The 19753-nt window shown below is 35.6% G+C and carries 16 protein-coding genes; 7 read left to right on the top strand and 9 right to left on the bottom strand.

Going from position 1 to position 19753, the window contains the following annotated elements:
- Nucleotides 1–169 precede the first annotated feature (169 nt).
- From JO950_RS05760 to JO950_RS05750, 3 genes are all read right to left on the bottom strand, one after another.
- Nucleotides 170–412, bottom strand: coding sequence for a hypothetical protein (locus JO950_RS05760; RefSeq protein WP_237732288.1), 243 nt, complete (start codon nucleotides 410–412; stop codon nucleotides 170–172).
- Between the two features lie 286 nt (nucleotides 413–698).
- Nucleotides 699–1136, bottom strand: coding sequence for a DoxX family protein (locus JO950_RS05755; RefSeq protein WP_202701760.1), 438 nt, complete (start codon nucleotides 1134–1136; stop codon nucleotides 699–701).
- Nucleotides 1137–1206: 70 nt separating this feature from the next.
- A complete protein-coding gene (locus tag JO950_RS05750; protein ID WP_202701758.1) occupies nucleotides 1207–1575 on the bottom strand; it encodes a helix-turn-helix domain-containing protein in 369 nt (122 codons plus the stop codon).
- 81 nt (nucleotides 1576–1656) lie between these two features.
- Between JO950_RS05750 and JO950_RS05745 the strand changes: the two genes are divergently transcribed.
- Together JO950_RS05745 and JO950_RS05740 are read left to right on the top strand one after the other, a co-directional pair.
- Nucleotides 1657–2535, top strand: coding sequence for an NmrA family NAD(P)-binding protein (locus tag JO950_RS05745; protein ID WP_202701756.1), 879 nt, complete (start codon nucleotides 1657–1659; stop codon nucleotides 2533–2535).
- Nucleotides 2536–2704: 169 nt separating this feature from the next.
- Complete coding sequence (locus tag JO950_RS05740) at nucleotides 2705–3718, top strand: zinc-binding alcohol dehydrogenase family protein (RefSeq protein ID WP_202701755.1); 1014 nt, start codon at nucleotides 2705–2707, stop codon at nucleotides 3716–3718.
- 18 nt (nucleotides 3719–3736) lie between these two features.
- Here the strand turns inward: JO950_RS05740 and JO950_RS05735 are convergent, their stop codons facing one another.
- Nucleotides 3737–4441: a LytTR family DNA-binding domain-containing protein gene (locus JO950_RS05735; RefSeq protein WP_070908448.1), complete on the bottom strand. Its 705-nt coding sequence runs from the start codon at nucleotides 4439–4441 to the stop codon at nucleotides 3737–3739.
- Nucleotides 4442–4445: 4 nt separating this feature from the next.
- Nucleotides 4446–5534: a sensor histidine kinase gene (locus JO950_RS05730; protein ID WP_202701754.1), complete on the bottom strand. Its 1089-nt coding sequence runs from the start codon at nucleotides 5532–5534 to the stop codon at nucleotides 4446–4448.
- A 210-nt stretch (nucleotides 5535–5744) separates the two neighbouring features.
- Between JO950_RS05730 and JO950_RS05725 the strand changes: the two genes are divergently transcribed.
- Nucleotides 5745–8096 carry a TonB-dependent receptor gene (locus tag JO950_RS05725; RefSeq protein WP_202701753.1) on the top strand — a complete coding sequence of 784 codons (2352 nt, stop codon included), beginning with the start codon at nucleotides 5745–5747 and terminating at the stop codon, nucleotides 8094–8096.
- Between the two features lie 34 nt (nucleotides 8097–8130).
- On the opposite strand, the gene JO950_RS05720 is transcribed toward JO950_RS05725, so the two are convergent.
- Nucleotides 8131–8889 carry a LytTR family DNA-binding domain-containing protein gene (locus tag JO950_RS05720; RefSeq protein WP_202701752.1) on the bottom strand — a complete coding sequence of 253 codons (759 nt, stop codon included), beginning with the start codon at nucleotides 8887–8889 and terminating at the stop codon, nucleotides 8131–8133.
- 99 nt (nucleotides 8890–8988) lie between these two features.
- Nucleotides 8989–10017, bottom strand: coding sequence for an alpha/beta fold hydrolase (locus JO950_RS05715; protein ID WP_202701751.1), 1029 nt, complete (start codon nucleotides 10015–10017; stop codon nucleotides 8989–8991).
- Between the two features lie 394 nt (nucleotides 10018–10411).
- Here JO950_RS05715 and JO950_RS05710 point away from each other — a divergent pair, with 394 nt between their 5' ends.
- The 4 genes from JO950_RS05710 (at nucleotide 10412) to JO950_RS05695 (ending at nucleotide 14888) form a co-directional block, all read left to right on the top strand.
- Complete coding sequence (locus JO950_RS05710) at nucleotides 10412–11257, top strand: LytTR family DNA-binding domain-containing protein (protein ID WP_237732287.1); 846 nt, start codon at nucleotides 10412–10414, stop codon at nucleotides 11255–11257.
- A 70-nt stretch (nucleotides 11258–11327) separates the two neighbouring features.
- Nucleotides 11328–12527 (top strand): intradiol ring-cleavage dioxygenase, encoded by a 1200-nt coding sequence (locus tag JO950_RS05705; RefSeq protein WP_202701750.1) that lies wholly within the window; start codon nucleotides 11328–11330, stop codon nucleotides 12525–12527.
- Nucleotides 12528–13157: 630 nt separating this feature from the next.
- On the top strand, nucleotides 13158–14444 hold the full coding sequence (locus JO950_RS05700; RefSeq protein ID WP_237732286.1) for a HAMP domain-containing sensor histidine kinase: 1287 nt from the start codon (nucleotides 13158–13160) through the stop codon (nucleotides 14442–14444).
- 12 nt (nucleotides 14445–14456) lie between these two features.
- The gene (locus JO950_RS05695) at nucleotides 14457–14888 is read left to right on the top strand and encodes a response regulator (RefSeq protein WP_202701747.1); all 432 of its coding nucleotides are present in this window, start codon (nucleotides 14457–14459) and stop codon (nucleotides 14886–14888) included.
- 165 nt (nucleotides 14889–15053) lie between these two features.
- Here JO950_RS05695 and JO950_RS05690 read toward each other — a convergent pair whose 3' ends face one another.
- Both JO950_RS05690 and JO950_RS05685 read right to left on the bottom strand, forming a co-directional pair.
- The gene (locus JO950_RS05690) at nucleotides 15054–16373 is read right to left on the bottom strand and encodes a RagB/SusD family nutrient uptake outer membrane protein (protein ID WP_202701745.1); all 1320 of its coding nucleotides are present in this window, start codon (nucleotides 16371–16373) and stop codon (nucleotides 15054–15056) included.
- Nucleotides 16374–16384: 11 nt separating this feature from the next.
- Complete coding sequence (locus tag JO950_RS05685; RefSeq protein ID WP_202701743.1) at nucleotides 16385–19729, bottom strand: SusC/RagA family TonB-linked outer membrane protein; 3345 nt, start codon at nucleotides 19727–19729, stop codon at nucleotides 16385–16387.
- Nucleotides 19730–19753 lie beyond the last annotated feature (24 nt).

The raw sequence follows: 19753 nt of genomic DNA, 5'->3' as shown, positions 1-19753 counted from the left end.
GCTAATTTACGAATTGAAATTGGGAGAGGAACTTTTTTATTTCTTAATTAAAAACTAAAATGGCAGCATCCTAAAGTATAAAGGAAGAAAAATAATGCCAAAATGATTCTAACTGATTGATTTTTAAATAACAATCAGGGAGGTTGATGATGCGCTAAGGTTGAAGAACTTACTGGTTGTCTTCTATTATTTTTTGCACACTATGGATAAAAGTCTCCGTATCCTTAACATCCTGCTTGATGTATAAATCGTATTTGGTTAATTTATACTGATCAATCATGTCTTTTTTTAAATACTTTATGAGAGATTCGAGAGTTCGGGTATCTTCCTCATTTTGCCTTTTTAGTTCCCTTTGTTTGCTTTGCAAGTAATCCAGACTGTTTTTTAATCTCTCGACATTTAACTTTTCCACTCTTTTCCTTCGTTTAAAATTATTTAATAAACGATATCCCGGGAGGTTATTAAGCTCAATATGCCCCAAAAACCATTACCATTTGAGTTTAATTCCTCCGGAGTATCGTATTTTCATACATACGTTTAAATTGAGAATTTAGATTTGGGAATTGTTATATAATTTGTATTGCGATTTACAAAATTTGTATTTGAGGTAAGCAGGTTGTTGAAAGCCAAATATTTTGGTCTTTTTGCGGGTAGTTATTTTTTGAGGATTTTTTATTTTGAATGAGTTGTATAAATTTTTATAGGGATTGATTGTCTAAAGCAAGATACGTTTTGTCCAAAGAAGAAAGCAATAAGGCTGCCGCAGCACTTGTTAGAACCGAATAATCAAAAGGAGCTTTTACAGAGACAGAAACCGCCATGGAGAAGGCAAAAAGAAGCATTAAACCTGCGGTTCCCAAAGCAATGTAACGGGTTTTAAATCCTATGATGAGAAACAAACCAAACAAAATCTCGAAAAAAGTAGCCAAAGCACCCAATACTTCTGCTAGGGATCTACTCGCAAAGGAGTTTAAGGTCTGGGTGTAAACAATAAAATTGTCCCAGTTTCCCCACGCTACTCCGGGAGCACCGGGAGCGCCCCAAAGACCAAAACGGTCGGCAACTGCAGAGAGCATCGTAATTCCTAAAACAATTCTTAAAACGAAACCTGCTTGTGTTGCACCAATTTTTCTCATTTGGATCTTTTTAGGTAAAGATAACAAGATGTACTGCTACTTTGATGATTATTTTTGAGATCAAATTATTTTAAGAATTCTTAAATCCATCTTCCTTATCCTTGAAGGCCCATGTCGCCATAGCTTCGATAACAGGCATTAAACCTTTTCCCGAAGGACTTAAGCTATAGGTCACAAAAGGAGGTACAACCGGTTTAGCTTCTCTAATGACAAGATGGTCGGCTTCGAGCTGTTTTAAATGTTGTATCAGCATCTTTTCGGTAACTGCAGGGATAGCCCTTTTTAGTTCGCTGTAACGTTTGCTCCCGCCTGAAAGATGGTAAATGATAATGGGTTTCCAATAGCCTCCAATTTTTTCCATAACATAAGTTACAGGGCATTGGTCTAAAGCATATTGCTTGTTTTCCTGAATAGTCGATGATTCTTTGATTGCGGTCATAGTGCATACTTTAGGGTAAGTACTTGTACAAAAGTAAGTACAAATATACCTTTGTTACAGAACATAAAAAAATAAACAAAGATGAAAATTACAATTTCAGGTTCATTAGGAAACATAGGTAAGCCATTGACCCAAAAACTTATTGCCTCGGGACATGAGGTAACAGTAATCAGTAGTAGTGCAGACCGGGTAAAGATGATTGAAGCAGCTGGAGCCAAAGCAGCGATAGGTTCTGTAAGTGATGCCGCTTTTTTGCAAAGCGCATTTGAAGGGGCTGATGCTGTATTTGCAATGACTCCGCCTAATATGGGAGGAGTTAATATCGTTACCAATACTACGGACGCCGGTAAAGCACTTGCAAAAGCCATAGCAGCTGCCGGAGTAAAACGTGTGGTAATGCTGAGCAGCATTGGTGCAGATTTACCGGGAGGAAATGGTCCAATTGCCGGACTTCATAATATCGAGAAATTATATGAGTCATTAGAGAACATATCAGTTACGTATCTTCGTGCGGGTTTTTTCTACACGAATTTGTATCATGATGTTCCAATGATTAAGGGAGCAGGAATTATTGGAGCAAATTATCCTTCTAACACTACAATTCCTTTTGTACATCCTGAAGATATTGCCACAGCAGTGTCTGAAGAATTACTAAAAACGATAACGGGAAAGAACATTCGTTATATTGTAAGTGATGTGCGAACTCCGGATGAAGTAGCCAAAACTTTAGGCTCAGCCATTGGAAAACCGGATTTACCATGGATAGAATTTACCGATGTACAATCTCTTGACGGAATGAAACAAGCGGGACTACCGGAAGAAATTGCTGAATTGTATACCGAAATGGGATCAGGTTTTAGAAACGGTAAAATTGCAGCACATTTTTTAGGCGATTATAGTGCTGTTGAAGGACGAACTAAACTGGAAGATTTTGCAAAAGAATTTGCCGCTAAATTTTAAATAGTAAAAGTAAGAAGCTGGTTTTAGGACCAGCTTCTTAGTATTTGAGAATTCTAAAGTGCTATTGATTTTTGATAAAAATATACTGGTTTAGTATAAAATTATACCGTTTGTAAGATTCGGACTGTATTTATCTTTGTAATAATAATAGAACTTAAAAATTATAAAGATGAAAGCCATAGGATTTAAAACATCGTTGCCAATTGCTGAAGAGGAGAGTTTTATAGCATTTGTAACTCCAAAACCAGTTCCCGGAGAACGTGATTTGTTAGTAAAAATAAGTGCAGTATCGGTTAATCCCGTTGATTTTAAAATTCGTCAGAATAGTACAAAAGATACCGTTTTAGAAACTCCGAAGATTATAGGCTGGGATGCTGTGGGTATTGTGGAGGTAATAGGAGAGAAGGTGACTTTGTTTAAGGTAGGTGATGAAGTGTTTTATGCTGGAGATATTACCAAACCGGGCAGCAATGCCGAATACCAAAGTATTGACGAACGAATTGTAGGCAGAAAACCAAAGTCCTTAAGCCTTGAAGAATCGGCAGTCATGCCTTTAACTGGTTTAACAGCCTGGGAAATTCTCTTTGACCGTATCCGAATCAATCCTGAAAAAGATAAGGGTAAGTCGATTTTGATTATTGGAGGGGCAGGAGGAGTAGGTTCGATCGCTATTCAATTGGCCAAAAAAGTAGCGGGTCTCACCGTTATTGCAACCGCATCCCGCCCAGAAACTATAGCCTGGTGCAAAGAGCAGGGAGCCGATTATGTAGTCGATCACCGAAATTTAATTGCTACGGTTCAGGAAGCCGGGTTTCAACAGGTCGATTTTATTTTAGATTTTGTAGATACGAATTCGTATTGGGATACTATGGTCGAATTGATTAAACCGCAAGGACATATTGCTTCTATTACCGGAAGCAGTGATCCCGTAGCTCTGAACAAATTGAAAAATAAAAGTGCCTCCTTCTCGTGGGAGCTTATGTACACACGATCGATGTATGAAACCGATGATATGCAGGAACAGCACGTTATTTTGAATAGACTGGCAGATCTTTTAGATCAGGGCATTCTAAAATCAACGCTAAATGTAACGCTAACAGGTTTAACAGCAGCGAATTTCAAAAAAGCACATGAACTTTTAGAGTCAGGGAAGACTATAGGAAAAATTGCTATTAAGTTCTAAAGACAAGTAGGGATGAGGTTATGAACCTTTTAATATTTTAAAAACGTATTCTTTATAGCTTGCTCCAATAGGAATTTCTATGGAGCCAATTTCAACATCATAAGCGGTAAAGGCAGTAATGTTTTTTAAATTGATGATAAAAGAACGGTGTACCCGAAGAAAATCTTTTCCCTGAAGTTCTGCTTCAATATCGCCGATTTTGTATTTAGAGGTTAGTTTTATGCCTTCCTTCTGATGAACCACAATGTAGTCTTTCACACTTTCAATAAACAAAACACTGTCTGTATTGATTTTGTGGAATTTAGTACCGCTTCTGATGTAAATAAAACTCTCAAGAGGCGGCGTTATAATTTTTGTATTGCTTGGGCCACTGATGCGTAAATAACGATCAGTGGCTTTAAAAAAGCGATCAAAAGTAATGGGTTTGAGTAAATAATCTACAATATCATGTTCGTAGCTTTCCAAAGCATATTCACGATAAGCCGTTGTGAAAATAATAGCCGGAGGGTTTTTTAATGTTTTTAAAAAATCAATTCCCGTGATCTGAGGCATTTTAATATCCAGAAACATCAGATCAACAGCCGTAGTTCTTAATACTTCGGCAGCTTTTAAGGCATTCGGACAGGTTCCTACAATCTCAAAATAATCCAGCTTACTGATGTGATTTTGCAGCAGGTTTATGGCCAAAGGCTCATCATCGACTAATAAACATCTTATTTTCATTGTTCTAAGCTTGGTTGGAATCGTTTTGCAGCTTAATTTCTAAATGGGCTGTAAAATGAGTATCGTTTTTGGTAACCTCAAAAGTATAGTTTTCCGGATAAATTTTGTCCAGTTGTTGTATGATATTGTTCAGTCCAATTTTACCGTTTTCAGATTCAGTTTCACTCTTCCCAATAGTGTTTTTAACCGTAAAGCTAAAATGACTGTTCTTTAGTTTTAAATCGATAACTATAATTGGGGAATCCGTATCTTCTCCGGCGCCATGTTTAAAAGCATTTTCGACTAATGAAAGTAAAATTAAAGGCGCAATAACATCATTATGGTCGACTTCGGTATTAAAAATGACACTAAGCCTTTCATCATATCGCAATTTTTCAAGTGCAATATAATTGTTCAGCAATGCAATTTCTTGCGAAACAGGTACATAAGTGCCGCTACAGCGATACAAAATACAATCTAATATTTCAGACAAAACGGCAATTGATGGTGAGGTAATTGGTGAATTAACAAGGGAAAGCGAATAAATATTGTTGAGCGTGTTGAACAAAAAATGAGGGTTCAATTGAGCTTTTAGCACTTTTAGCTCTGTTTCTGCCTTTTGTTTTTCCAGTAATAATGCTTTTTTCTGAACTAAATAGAGGTTTTTAACCTGTTTTACAAAAACAAAAAATAAAGAAAGAAAAAAGGATTGTATAAAATACGATCGAAACAGTTTTGAAACATCTGTAAAGATTTCAAAAACAGATTCCTGTTCAAAAGGAGGTTTACGTACAATAGGTTCCAGTACATAAATGACCATGGTTCGGTTAATAGCCGAGATAAGATAAGAGCCCACTATAAATTCAAGCCAGACCATACTATGATTTTTGGGCGTCATTAAGCGCGGAAGAATGCGATAGGAAAGGAAATAGGCAAACAGGATAGAGAAAAACAGATCGAATGCAATTCCCAGCATTTCATATGGAAGATTAAAAGAAGGGTCATCAAAATTGTTTTTACCAAGGAACATGATATACAGGCAAAACCAAAACATAATGTGTGTTGGAAGCCTGTGTGCTGAGGAATAGTTGATGAGTTTTTCGAATACTGACATAGTAGACCAAAGTTAGTATTTATTTAGAAAGAGAAAGAATGTGTCGACAAACAGGTTCAAAAAAGGCATTAACGCATAAAAAGCGAAGATAAACACCGTTAATACTCATTATTAAATGGTTTATCGATCGGAAAGAACTGTATAGCATGCGCTTGATTTTCGCATACAATTAAAGAAGAGTTTTGGTGAAAATTATAAACCAAACCAAAAATGAAAAAGCTCATCTTACTCATCCTCCTTTCTTTAGGCTTTGAAGCTGTGGCACAGACCAATGAATTTACGCTTAAAGGAAAAGTTATGGACTCCAAAACAAAACAATCGCTGCCCTATGTCACCGTCACGCTGGAATCGTCTGATCAGAAAAAGAGAACAGTTTCTTCTGATGAAAACGGGATTTATGTTTTCAAGAGTTCTCCCGGAAATTATCAGTTGAAAATCGAATTGATGTCCTACAAACCATTCACCGTAAACGCGATTTCACTTCAGAAAGATTTGATTTTAAAAGACGTTTTACTGGAAGAAGAAGTCAATGAACTAAATGAAGTGAATGTCGTAGCTGAAAAATCGGCCGTAGAACTAAAAATGGATAAAAAAGTATTCAACGTTGGAAAAGACATTCTCTCCAAAGGCGGAACAGCCAATGATATTTTGAATAATGTTCCTTCTGTGAATGTCGATATTGCCGGGGCAGTAAGTCTTAGAGGCAATAGCGGTGTTACGGTTTTAATTAATGGAAAACCATCCATGTTAACGGCCAATAACGGTTTATCTCAAATTTCGGCGGGGAATATTGAAAAGGTAGAAGTCATTACAAACCCCTCAGCGGCTTACGAAGCGCAGGGGAGTGCGGGAATTATAAACATCATACTAAAGAAAAACAGTATGCAGGGATTCAACGGCTCGCTGCAGGCAGGAATAGGGAATCCGGCAAATCATAGTCTGAATGCCAATGTGAGTTATAAAACCGAAAAAGTCAATTTGTTTTCCAATATAGGATACCGTTACATTGACGTTTTTGCTTCCAACAGACAGTTTCAGCGCAATACCAGCAACAACGTAGTAACCACGCTGAATCAATACGATGATATCCGAAGAAATAATAGCATCTACAATATTTACGTAGGAGGAGATTATTACATTAATGCCAAAAATACCTTAACAGGAAGTTACTATCGCGACAGAAACAATAACAATTATAAAACGGCAATTGGGTACCAGTATACCAATGCCAATCATGCAATTGACAGTATCATCAATCGCTATGAAAATTATAAGGAACCTAAGTTTTACAATGCCTTAGAATTAAATTATGTAAAAACATTTGATAAAAAGGATAAAAAATGGACGACCAGCCTGCAATATGATTTTTGGCACGACGATGAAAATCAATACATCGATCAGCAAAAAACGATGCCTTATGAACCCGAAGTTTCTAATCTGTACAGCCGCGATATAGAAAGCAGTAACGATATCTTTCTAAAATCTGATTTTGTAAATCCGATAAACGAAAATTCTAAAATTGAGATGGGAATCAGAAGCGATTTACGCGCCATCAGAAGTGATTATTATACGATTTTGGATGAGGTGCTGCAGGATCAGTTTACCAATAAATTAAAATACGACGAGAACCTCTATAGTGGTTACATTCAGTTTGGGAGTAAAATTAAAAAGTTCAGTTATCTGGCAGGTTTGCGGGCAGAATTATCCGATATAAAAATTGCCGATTCTAAGAACTTGTTCAGCAACACTAAAAATTATATCAATCTGTTTCCAACCGTTCATTTAGTATACAATCTAACCGAAAAAACGGACTTACAGCTTAGCTATAGCAAACGGATCAATCGTCCGAGGTTTTGGCAGCTGAATCCTTTTTCCGGGCTTTCAGATTTGCGCAATCTTACTGTAGGAAACCCGGATTTGAATCCGATGTTTACGAATTCTTTTGAATTGACTTTACTGGCCAAACCCGGAAAATTCAGTATTAATCCGTCTGTATACTATCAGCACACTACCGATTTTTTCGAGTATATTCTACAGCGTACAGATGAAAATTATTTCGTGAGAACACCGGTAAATCTGGACACCGAAGATCGTTACGGAGCAGAAGTTTCTTCTACCTACAGTCCCACAAAATGGCTGAGATTGTCTTTGGATTTTAATTACTACAAATTCAAACAGCAGGGCACTTACAAAGAGGTGGTCTATGATGTGGAAGATGAAACCTGGTTGTCGGGCTTTCGTTCGGTTGTGAAGTTTCCAAAAATAATTTCAGGTGATTTTAGTTTTAAATACCGAGGTAAAAATCAGGGAGTTCAATCGGTTACTGAGGCACAATACTCGGCCAATATTGGTTTAAACAAGGACTTTTTTAACGATAAAATGTCGGTTACTTTAAACGTGAACAACCTTTTCAATTCGCAACTAACCAAACAAACGGTCAGTACACCCCTCTATTATTTAGAATCAGAGTTTCGTTCTCAGGGAAGATATATCAGATTGACTGTAATTTACCGTTTCAACCGAAAAAAGAATGAAGCCGACAGACTTCCGGATTCTGAATAATCTGGAAATCTATATTCTTTACTCGAATTGAATTTTAGGAATCGAGCCAGTTTTTAAAATTATTGATTTCCTTTTTACTTAAAATAATAGATTCTGTATCCGGAACGGTAACATTCAGTAATATTTCGATTTTCTGGCTCGAATGTTTTACAATTTCCTGAACAGAATGACGGTTGATAATATATTTTCTGTTGATTTTAAAGAAAAGAGCCGGATCAAGTTTATTGATGAGGTCTTTCAAATTATTATTGTACAGATAACTACTGCCGGAGTTGGTGTGGATAAACAGGTGTTTTCCGGTAGCAAAGAAAAAGGGAATTGAAGTGTCATTAACAGAAATTAGTTTGTCTCTGTGGCTCACCAAAAAATGATGCTGAATGTTGCTTTGATTCTCAATTTCAACCAAAGATTCAACAACTGAATTGCTGTTAAAGGTTTCTTTTATGTTTTTGTATTTGTGCAAAGCTTCGAGTAATTCTTCCTCTTCGTAAGGTTTAAGTAGATAATCAATAGTAAAATGTTTGAAAACTTTTACCGCATAAGAGTCATAAGCAGTGATAAAAATAACGGGGCATGACACGAGAGCCTGCTCGAAAATATCGAGGCTTTTACCATCTCCCAAATGAATATCCATAAATGCCAGATCAACGGCATTCGCTTTAAAAAAGGCAACAGCACCCTTTACCGATTTCAGTACTGTAATTTCACTGATCGGAAGGATAGTCTGCTCTTCCAGAATGGTTTTGAGATAGGTAGAGGCGAGATGTTCATCTTCAATGATGACTATTTTCATTTCGTTTATTTTTTGTAAAGTTAAAAAAAAACGGAGCGTTGTGAAACCTTAGTGTCTTGCAATGTACAGTGGTTACACATTTTTCTTTTGTTGATAATCTTATTGGGTTAAAAAATCTTTAATTGTTTTGGTATATAATTCGGGTTGTTCTGCAAAAATCTGATGTCCTGCACTTGGAATTAATTTGAACGTGCTATTACTAAACAAGTCAAGATACTCTTTCGTATAGCCCCAATCAATATTATCGCATTGTCCTTTCATGACCAAAACAGGAATTTTGTTGTTTTTCAGTTTTATTCTGGGATCCTTTAAATCACCATAACTTACACTTGTATTTAAATTACAATAACTACCGGCACCTCCTTCTTCTTTCAATACGTTAGTTGAGTCGCAAACAAGACCTTTCGTAAAAACATTAGCCATACCGGTAAGATAACCATCAGCTTCTTTATCATTAGCCAGTTTTTTTCCAAAAAATCTTGCCCAAATTCCTATAGATACATACCTTGGTTGAAGCACAATTGGAAGTATTTTTGAATTTGGATTGTATGGTTCTTTTAAATTCAGGCTGTCGGGTGCTTTAATTTTTTCTAACGCTTCATTTGCAGGTTTAATCGCACCGGGACAAGTAAAAACAATTCTGTCTACTTTGTCCAAATGCTCAGCGGAATATAATACTGCTAATGCTCCACCCCAGGATTGTCCAACCAGAATTACTTTTTCAACACCTAATAATTTGACAATTGCTTCAAGGTCGTTTACATGGCGTACAGCTGTATATTCGCTAACGTTTTCCAGTCTTTCCGAAAGCCCGCAACCTACCTGGTCGTATAAATATACATCATAGCCCGATGCAGAAAACTTTCCTAATGTTTCAATATTTTTGGTATAGACATATCCTCCGGGACCACCGTGCAGGTAAATAATTGGATATGGTTTTTTTTCTCCTTTGCCTGCAATGTGCGTATAAGCAATTTTTGAACCTGTAGGTAAATTCCAGTATTGAGTAGTTGCGCGAGGTGTAATATGAGGTACATCAGGAGTTGTCGGAATGCATCCTTTAACTATGAATATTGCGAGGCAAATTAGAAGTGCCCACTTTGTAAATTTAAGTATAATTTTTTTCATCGTAATGCTTTCTATATTTACTCCTAACGTTTCCTGGCTTTCTGCAGGTGTTTTTTTGTTCTTTATAACTTGTTTTATTGCGAAACCAAAAATATACAAAAAGACCATTCCATTATACACGGGCTTAAAATTTCTTATCTCCCAGCTGGCGCAGGTATTGAATGGATAATGTTTTACATCAGTTGTTTTATAAAGCAGTTGTGTAACTGATTGAAAAAGAATGTGAAATTGTAAAATCTGATAGTATAGAGACGACTAACAGAACGTCGGTAATGTATCAGATGTGTGGTTAATTTACTAAATTTGTGGTTTATATAACCTATTTTGAATCGTACAAACTAGTAAAAATGTATTTTCATTAGCGCTATAAATTGGTCCTAAACACTATATTTTGATGTTTCAGTCAGTAATAGATCAAATTTTTCAAAGCAAGCAAAAGCCAAATTTTATTATTACGGCTTGTGTACTGTTGTTTGTTTTTACAAACGTAGTATTGGATTATTCCTTTACCCTGTTTCAAAATAGTGCGTTCTACATTTCAGAATCGCTATTGTTCAGTTCCTACTGGGTATTATTTCTTCCTTTACTAATAGTTGTTTTAAAATGGATCAGAAAAACGGAAAACCTGACGGTAAGAATACTGGTAATAAGTGCAGCAATTCTTCTTCATTTGTTTTCTTATCCGATATTGGTCTGGATTATTTCAAAAGCATTCTACGATCACACCTTTTCTTATTGGCAGACTTTCAATTTTGGTTTGTCGGCTTATTTTATAAAAACGGTAATCATTTATGGATTTTCACTGATGGTCTTTATTTTATGGAATAGAAAAAGCGAGTCTTTGCAATTAAAAGAAAAGATCGATGAGCAAAGGAAAGGGCAAAATTTTATACGCTCTATTTTAATTTCTGATCCTCATAATAAAAAGCTGCTTCTGGAAGCAGCTGAAATTCTTTATTTTGAAGCAAATTCACCATACATCAACATTTATCATTCTTCTAAAAAATACCTGCATACTCAAACACTGAGAGCTTTGGAAACCCAATTGGATGAAAAACAATTTGTCCGTATTCATAAATCACATATTGTGAATATAAGCAAGATTTCATCTATACAGTCCCGCCAAAATGGGGACTATGATGTTACACTCTGTGAGGATACTATTTTAAGGGTCAGTCGCAATTATGCTAAAAATTTTAAATCAAAATTTTCAGAACACAATCAGCTTACCTTAAAATAAACTCGTCTTACTGTATTTCATTTGACAGTCAGCTATATCCATCCTGATATTTGCAGAAAAAAGTACTACAATGAAAAAAGTAACCATTTGCAAAACGTTTTTTATAGCCCTGTTGTTTAGCAGTTGTAACGGACAAAATAATCCAAAACCTCAGATTAAAAATAGTAATACTGTAGGTGGAGGGTGTGATGGCTGTGAACTGATGTACATCGAAATGGCAAAAGAAATTTCTTCTGTTAGCACAAGTCCGGGATGGAGTGAAAAAGGACAAAAGTTAATCGTTACCGGTACTGTCTTTCAACTGGACGGTAAAACAGTAGCACCAAATGTAATTATTTACTATTGGCAGACGGATAACGACGGATATTATTCGCCCACACCCGGAATGGACGAAACAATCAAACGGCATGGGCATATTCGCGGTTGGGTCAAAACAGATGCTAAAGGAAAATACACGATAAGAACCATTCGTCCGGCACCGTATCCCAACGATGTTTTGCCGGCACACATCCATTTGTCGGTCAAAGAACCAGATGTTAAAAAGGAGTATTATACAGATGAAATTAATTTTGATGATGATAAATTACTCCTTGCTTATAGAAAGAAGCACCTTCCTGAAAACCGAGGCGGAAGTGGTATTGTAAGGGTCCTGTTAAAAGACAGTTTACAGATTGCAGAACATGATATTGTTTTGGGGTTAAATATTCCGAATTATCCTAAGAAAACACCAGCACTACTTCATTCGGGATTAAATATTGGAGAAGATCAGCCCTCTTTTATGCCTTTTCACGCATTTGGTCCGGACAAAGGAACACAAACCTGTCCCGTTTGTAAGTATGGACGTTATCACGGAATTATTTACTTTGCAGGTAACAATCCTGATTGGACAGCTATAAAAAAGTGGCTGTTGTTTTTAGAAAAAGAAAGCGAAAAACGCAGGCAGTATCTCAAAGTCTATTTTGTATACGGAAACCATAAAAATTACTCTAAAAACCAGCGGCAGCTTCAGTTGGAGAACTTAGGGAAGCTGCTTCATATTAAAAATATAGCTTTAACCTTTGTTCCGTCCTTTACAGACCAGGTAACAGAAGCCGATTTGAATAAGATAAATCCAAAAGTAAAAAACACCTTTATCGTATACAAACATAGAAGCATTGTCGATAAATATATCAATCTGGAGCCAACAGATGAAAATTTCAAAATGATTTCGGGTTCTTTAAATAAAACGCAAGGAGAATATTTTGATTTGCGGGAACCTGAACACGATTAGACCGACCTGTATAGAAATGGGTTACCCCCGAAACATTATCAGGTTGAATTAGGGAGTATAATGTTAAGATAAAATGGTAAAAAATTGACCTGCCCTAATTTGGCGGGTCTGTTTATTTTATAGCATTACAATTGATTTGCTGTCAGAAATGTGCAGTATACGATCTTCTGGCAGTCTACATTAGCATTAGCCGTATTTGTATTGGATATAAACGATTTCATGAATTTTTGTATTTAACCACCTCATTATCAAATGTTTTTCACTATGGTGATTGAGGTTTTTTACCCGCTTTTTAGATATATTATAAGAGATAAAATCCTACTTTATCGTTTTTTTTATTAAATTAGCTAAAGCTTTAATGGTATTGTTCGTCAGCTTTTTGTTAAAGATTGATGTACTATGAGACGACTACTTTATTCAGGTATATTTTTTTTCGCTTTGGAGATATAATAATGGAGCGCAAGTAGAGTTCATCAAAATCTCTTATCTGAAAGTTAGTATTCATTTGCTGAAGCGAATGAAGTAATGAACATACTAAACTAAGCATAAAACTGCTTTTCTTGTCCTTTTTTAATCCAATTGCTTTTACTTTAAAAGAGTATCGCAATGCAGTACCAAATTGAAAAAAGTATGAAAGAGAAAATCGAAAATCTGGAACAATCTAAGAACATTCAGGAATTTCTTTTGGCAATAAAGAGAAAATCGGATAATTTAATTAATTACTTTCTGGTCGCTTTTTTTATTATAGGTTTATTATTAGCGTTTTGTTATGATACCTGGGAGATTGCAATTGGAGTGGGGGGAATATTGCTTATTGCTTATTATTCATCAAAATTAGCGTTGCCGGAATCTGACTTTTATCAGTATGTTCTCAGTACCGTATTAGGGATTTTCATGTGCCAGTTTATTTATCAGATGCACGGTATGTTTGAGATGCATTTTACGGCATTTGTTGCAAGTGCAATACTTATCACTTATCAAAACTGGAAACTGCAAATACCGCTAACATTAGTAGTAATAATTCATCATGCACTATTTGGTTATTTGCAATATAGTGGTGTCAGTGGTATTTATTTTACTCAGTTGGATTATATGACACTGCGCACTTTTGTGATTCACATACTATTAGCCACGACCATTTTTGGGCTTTGTGGATTGTGGGCTTATCAATTTAAAAATTACAGTGAAGCTCATATTAATCAGACCTTTAAAAAAAGAGAAATTGAAAATCAGGAATTAAAAACGGCAAATTACGAATTGGATCGTTTTGTGTATAGTACCTCTCATGATTTACGTGCTCCATTGAATTCTATGCTTGGACTTATTGAAATAGCCAAAGACGATACAACTGAAGAGTTAATGATTGGACATCTTGAAATGTTAAAGGAGAATGCCGAAAAGTTAGATAATTTCATTTGTGATATTCTGGATTATTCACGAAACTCACGGATGGAAATCGAGAAGCAAAAGATCAATTTTAAAGAACTTATCAAAGAGGTAACCCAAAATTTAAAATTCATGGGAGATACTAACCGAAGAGTTGATTTTAAAGTTGATATTATTGGTAATGCTTCGGTCTACTCCGATAAAAACCGGCTTACGACTATTCTGAACAATCTGATTTCAAATTCAATCCGCTATCAAAATTTTAAGGTTTCAAACCCATTTGTCAATATTAAAATTGATATTTCCAACATCGAAACCAATATTGTTGTTGAGGACAATGGAATTGGAATTCAGCAAGATTTACATCCAAAAATATTTGACATGTTTTATCGCGTTTCCCGAGAGTCGGTTGGTTCAGGATTGGGACTTTATATTGTAAAAGAAGCAATCTATAAACTCAATGGAGATATAAAAGTTCAATCTGAAATTGGTCATGGAACCACTTTTACGATTAAAATCCCAAACAAGTAAATACCTTAAGCTATGGAACAGAACACAACACAACCCTACTTTAGAAAAATCCTTGTCATAGACGATAGTGCTACAGATCGTTATATTGCAAAGCGAATGGCCGAAAAGTATTATTTTGCTGAGGAAATTGTTTTAGAAGAGTTAGCCACAACAGCACTTGAATATTTACGTTCGTTAGAAGATACACCTGATTTGCTTCCGCAATTTATTTTTCTCGATATCAACATGCCTGAAATGAATGGTTTTGAGTTTCTTGAGGAATATGCAAAACTTTCTGAATCAATCAAACTAAATTGTATTATAATGATGATTACTTCTTCAACGCATCCCGAAGATCTCAAACGGGCAGAAAGTAACCCCTTGGTAATAGGCTTTCTGAACAAACCCCTTTGTAAAGAGAAATTTGAAGGCATAAAACAGGAGTTTCTATTAAAAAATCATTAAACATAGATGGCTGAAAGTTCAATTTTATTAGTTAGTATAGCTCCGACCTTGATAACCGTATAAGTCTAAAAAGCAATGAGCCCGATGTAATATCGGGCTCATTATTGTAAGTATATAATTCTCTAAAATTTTGGGGCAATTTTACTTTGAAGTTATTTTATAGACTTACAATTCAGGATTGTTTAATCGGGCATCTAAAGGAAATGGCAGCGTATATCGCGGATCATTTTCTATTAGTGTGTAATTTTCTCCATTGAAAGTATGGATGATTTGTTTTTGAGTTGTTCTTCTTAAATCAAACCAGCGGTGACCTTCAACAGCAAACTCACGTTGTCTTTCCTGAGCGATAAAATCAAGAAGCTGAGTTTGTGTCATGGCAGCAATCGATATGCTTAACTGATCAAAAGCCGTAGTTTTATATCTGTTTTTGATGAAAGCGATTACCGTCGTTCTTGCGGTAGGCAGATCGTTTAATTGTGCCGATGCTTCTGCTTTTGTCAGGTACAATTCGGCGGTTCTAAAAGTACATTTTTGTGCAATATCACCACCTTTTCTAAATCTGTATCTGCTTCCGCTTGCCTGATAATACAACGCAAAACGCAAGTCGTTTGTTTTATCATAAGCACCTGTTAAAGTTGGCGCAGCATATGATGTTCCTTTCAAAAGATTAATAAAAGGATCCTCAAGTGCTAATATAGATTCCGGTCCGTTGTAAAGATTAGGTAAAGCAGCAGTAGTGTTTAAGTTGATTAAAGCACTTTTGTATGTCATTGCTTTATCTGCAGCAGCAATAGCTTTTGCCCATTCTTTTCTGTACAAGAAAATTCGGGATTCCATTGCATATAAAGCAGCTTTAGAAAAACGGTAGTTGATACCCGCTGTTTGAGTGTCTAAATTCAATAATTTTTTTGCCTCTTCATTATCAGATAAAATCTGGTCGTAAATAACCGCAACACTTTGAGGAACGTAAGCCTGCTCTAAATCTATTTTTAAAGCCAACGGAACCCCTCTGTCTGTTGCAGCTGTTGCAGCATTAAAAGGTTTACTGAAGATATTCAATAAATCAAAATAAGATAATGCTCTTAGTGCATAAGCTTCTCCTAGTAATTGATTTTTCTCTGCAGAAGGTGCTAATTTTACGCTTGCTTCATTGATGATCACATTGGTATAGAAAATTCTGTTGTACAAAGCAGCATAAGGAAAACTATTGGTAGTTTTATCAGGATTGGCATCGTTCCAGATATAATGATCTCTGTAGAAAGTAGCATTATCATTAGATTCATCTAAAACCAATTCGTCTGTTCTAATAGTAGATAATGCTTTATGAATAGGAGTTGTAGAATAACCAGTTGTCATTACTGCTCTATAATCAGTTAAAGTTTCCGGAATTACTTTACCTACCGGCTCAACATCAAGATAATGATCACAGCTTACAGTTGTAATGGCTACGCCGGCAAAGAATACGTATTTTAGTATATTTTTCATTTTAAATCAGATTAAAAAGTTAGGTTACATCCTAAAGATATTGATCTTGGGATTGGTTGTGCATAGATATTTCCGAACGTTTCAGGGTCAAAGTAACCTTTATAATCAGAGCTGATTACAAATAAGTTTCTTCCTTCGATACTAAATCTAACACTGTCCATAAACAACGTTTTTGTCGCTGTTTTAGGCAATGAATATCCTAAACGAACGCTGCTTAAACGCATATAGCTCATTTCATGAACCCAAGTATCTAAATAGTTGTAAACATTAAGTGGTGCTCCTGCTGGAGAAAACCATTGGTAAGCCATCCATGAATCTCCTGTTCCTGAAGTTGGACTAGTAATTCCAGGTATGTTTGAACCGGTATTAGTAGGTGACCAGGCATTAAGTACATCTGTAGTGTAGTTCTGACCACGATCTAATTGTGTACCATTAAAATTTGGTTTTTCAACAACAGTTTGTTTAAGATTGAAAGTGGTAGCGATAGTAAGATCAAAATTATGAACTTTAAAAGTGTTGATAAAACCACCGGTAAATTTAGGATCTGCATCTCCAACATAAGTAAACAAATCTCTTGTTTCTTCATTCGTAAGTTTTGATTGCGAGAAAACTCCCGGGAAAAAATCTGCATAAGGATCAAAAAGACCAAAAAGAGCTTGCGTGTTTACAGTTTCTCCTTTTTTATTTACAAATAAAGGGAAACCACTTTCATCAATTCCGTTAGTTTTTAAGGCAAATACGGCATTAACAGGTAATCCTTGTCTTGAAGGTAAATAGGTGTTAGATCTTGTCTGGATACGATCAACAGTACTCTTATTATGAGCAAAATTAATAGTCGTGTTCCATTTAAAGTTCGGACGGTCAATGTTTCTTGTAGACAAAGAAATCTCGTATCCTTTATTCGTTACCTGAGCCCAGTTAGCGTTTGTATATTCAAAACCGTTTTCAACAGGAAGTGATTGTAAGCCAATTAAATCAGTACTTTTTCTTCCGTAAACATCGGTTATAATGTTAATACGGTTGTTGAATAACCCCAGATCCATTCCAAAGTTGGTATTGGTCGTCTTTTCCCATCTTAATTTATCATTTGGAGGAGAAGCTACACTAATAATAGGTTCTGATTGTCCCGGTAAAATAATAGTTGTTTGATTTGTTCCAACGACATACGGAGAAGTATTTTTATCGATATTTCCTTGTAAACCGTAAGACGCACGTAATCTTAAATTAGAAACTATTTCGCTATCTTTTAAGAAATTTTCTTCAGATACCGCCCATGAACCGGAAACTGCCCACAATGGTAAATATTTGTACTTAGGATCTGCACCAAATAAATCTGAACCGTCGTAACGAACACTTCCAAAGAACGTATATTTTCTGTCATACGTATAAGATGCTGTTGCGAAGAATGATGCAAATGCATTTTCGTTTTCATTCTTTAAATACGTTCTATAGGTTGGATTAGATGCATAACTTTGAGTTGGAAAAACAATTTGAGTGGTAGTCAATGTTTTCGGGTCGAAACCAAAACCTTTTGTATTAATAGCGGTGCTTTTGTTTTTTCTTAACTCATTACCCACCATAAATTCTAACTCATGTTTTCCTCCAAGAGTAGTGTTATAGTTTAACATCGTTTTCCAGTTGTATTGAAAAAAGTCAGTGTTTGAATTTTGAATAATTCCGCCAACAGGAAGGAAATAATTATAAGCTCCATTTGCAAATACACTTGTTTTTTCTCTTTCTTTTCTTGTAAAGTAAGTGTCTTTACCGGCATATTTTTCAGAAGCATTGTTGTCAAACTGTAAACCAATTTGTGTACTTGCTTTTAATCCTTTTGTAATATTATAATCAACGTCAAGTAATGCTTTTATAGATCTTGTTGTCAATTCGTAATTGGTATTTTCTCTTTCTTCTAAGTAATTAAAAGGAATATATACACTTCCATTTCCATACCCGGTCATGTCTTTATCATAATTATAACTTCCATCAGCATTTAATGGAGCTAGATATGGATTTGCGTTTCTGGAGTAATTAGCAGGATTTGTAAAAGTGTCCGTATCTGAAATATAAGATGATTTTTTACTTTGTGTACCAAAAATTCCAACGCCAACACGCAATTTATCAGTTACATCAAAGTTGTTTTTTAAGGTAAGGTTGTATCGGTCAAAACCAGTTCCGATAGTAGCACCTTGTTCGTTGTAAGCTCCTAAAGAGAAATAGTAATCTGATTTTTCTCCACCACCAGATAGACTTAATGTATATTGTTTGTTGATGGCACTTCGGTACAATAAATCACCCCAATTGGTATTGATGTTTCTTAAAGCGTTGATTGAGTTTTGTGTTGTTGGACTTAGAGACGAAAAACCTCCCGATCTGTAGGCTCCTAATTCATTAGCCTGTTTAAGAATACGGGAAATTTCTCCGTTACCGTCTCTGTAAGTCAAATCTTCTCTTGAAGCCAGCGAAAGTTCAAAATCTACTTTTTGAGAAGAATTTAATAGATTTAATTTAGAAAAATCAGGTTTTTGAGTCATGAAAGTATTGACATTCAAGTCTACTTTCATGCTTCCTTTTTTTCCTTTTTTAGTCGTTACCACAATAACACCGTTTGCAGCTCTTGCTCCATAGATAGCAGTTGCAGCACCATCTTTTAAAATGGTAATATCTTTAATATCCTCAGGATTTAAACCTGCGATAGAAAAATTGCTTAAAACATCGATATTGTCTTTGTCATAATTTTGAGGAACGTCATTTCCTTCAAGAGGTAAACCATCTAAAACCCATAACGGATCCTGTGCACCGTTAAGAGAGGCAGTACCACGAACTCTGATTTTTGCAATGGTTCCCGGAGCTCCTGTTTGTTGTGTTACCGCAACACCCGCAACCTGACCTACTAACATTTGATCTAAACTCGCAACACCCGCTTGTTTGATATCTGCCATATCCACTTTGGCAACAGCAGATGTCAGCTTTCTCTTTTCGATTTTCTGATAACCGGTAACTACGATTTCCTTTAATTCGCTTACATCTGACTTTAAAGAAATGTTGTATTGATTTTTATCTGTAATGTCAATTGTATAAGGCAGGTAACCCATATAGGTTACTCTTAGAGATTTGATATTATGGTTTATTTTCAATTCAAAGGCACCGTCAAAGTCACTTACAGTTCCCAGACCGGCACTTTGAATTACTCCTTTTTCAGAGGTGTTGTTTGATACGGAACTATTTTCGACAGCAATGGTGACTCCCGGTATCGGCAGTCCATCTTTGGCATCAAGTACCTTTCCTTTAATAGTCCTTTCCTGCGCAAACCCCGAGAGGGTAAGTAGGAAACTCAGCATGTAAAATAAATTTTTCATTGGGTTGTTTTTGGATTATGTTAA

This window comes from Flavobacterium sp. UGB4466, from assembly GCF_903469665.1.
Lineage (GTDB): Bacteria > Bacteroidota > Bacteroidia > Flavobacteriales > Flavobacteriaceae > Flavobacterium > Flavobacterium lipolyticum.
The sequence above is the reverse complement of the archived record's forward strand: the minus strand, read 5'-3'. Positions and strand labels throughout refer to the sequence as shown.

Bases quoted from the DNA above. Each gene is read 5' to 3' on its own strand.
- JO950_RS05755 (WP_202701760.1), bottom strand. From the start codon at position 1,136: ATGAGAAAAATTGGTGCAACACAAGCAGGTTTCGTTTTAAGAATTGTT.
- JO950_RS05750 (WP_202701758.1), bottom strand. From the start codon at position 1,575: ATGACCGCAATCAAAGAATCATCGACTATTCAGGAAAACAAGCAATAT.
- JO950_RS05745 (WP_202701756.1), top strand. From the start codon at position 1,657: ATGAAAATTACAATTTCAGGTTCATTAGGAAACATAGGTAAGCCATTG.
- JO950_RS05740 (WP_202701755.1), top strand. From the start codon at position 2,705: ATGAAAGCCATAGGATTTAAAACATCGTTGCCAATTGCTGAAGAGGAG.
- JO950_RS05735 (WP_070908448.1), bottom strand. From the start codon at position 4,441: ATGAAAATAAGATGTTTATTAGTCGATGATGAGCCTTTGGCCATAAAC.
- JO950_RS05730 (WP_202701754.1), bottom strand. From the start codon at position 5,534: ATGTCAGTATTCGAAAAACTCATCAACTATTCCTCAGCACACAGGCTT.
- JO950_RS05725 (WP_202701753.1), top strand. From the start codon at position 5,745: ATGAAAAAGCTCATCTTACTCATCCTCCTTTCTTTAGGCTTTGAAGCT.
- JO950_RS05720 (WP_202701752.1), bottom strand. From the start codon at position 8,889: ATGAAAATAGTCATCATTGAAGATGAACATCTCGCCTCTACCTATCTC.
- JO950_RS05715 (WP_202701751.1), bottom strand. From the start codon at position 10,017: ATGAAAAAAATTATACTTAAATTTACAAAGTGGGCACTTCTAATTTGC.
- JO950_RS05710 (WP_237732287.1), top strand. From the start codon at position 10,412: ATGTTTCAGTCAGTAATAGATCAAATTTTTCAAAGCAAGCAAAAGCCA.
- JO950_RS05705 (WP_202701750.1), top strand. From the start codon at position 11,328: ATGAAAAAAGTAACCATTTGCAAAACGTTTTTTATAGCCCTGTTGTTT.
- JO950_RS05700 (WP_237732286.1), top strand. From the start codon at position 13,158: ATGAAAGAGAAAATCGAAAATCTGGAACAATCTAAGAACATTCAGGAA.
- JO950_RS05695 (WP_202701747.1), top strand. From the start codon at position 14,457: ATGGAACAGAACACAACACAACCCTACTTTAGAAAAATCCTTGTCATA.
- JO950_RS05690 (WP_202701745.1), bottom strand. From the start codon at position 16,373: ATGAAAAATATACTAAAATACGTATTCTTTGCCGGCGTAGCCATTACA.
- JO950_RS05685 (WP_202701743.1), bottom strand. From the start codon at position 19,729: ATGAAAAATTTATTTTACATGCTGAGTTTCCTACTTACCCTCTCGGGG.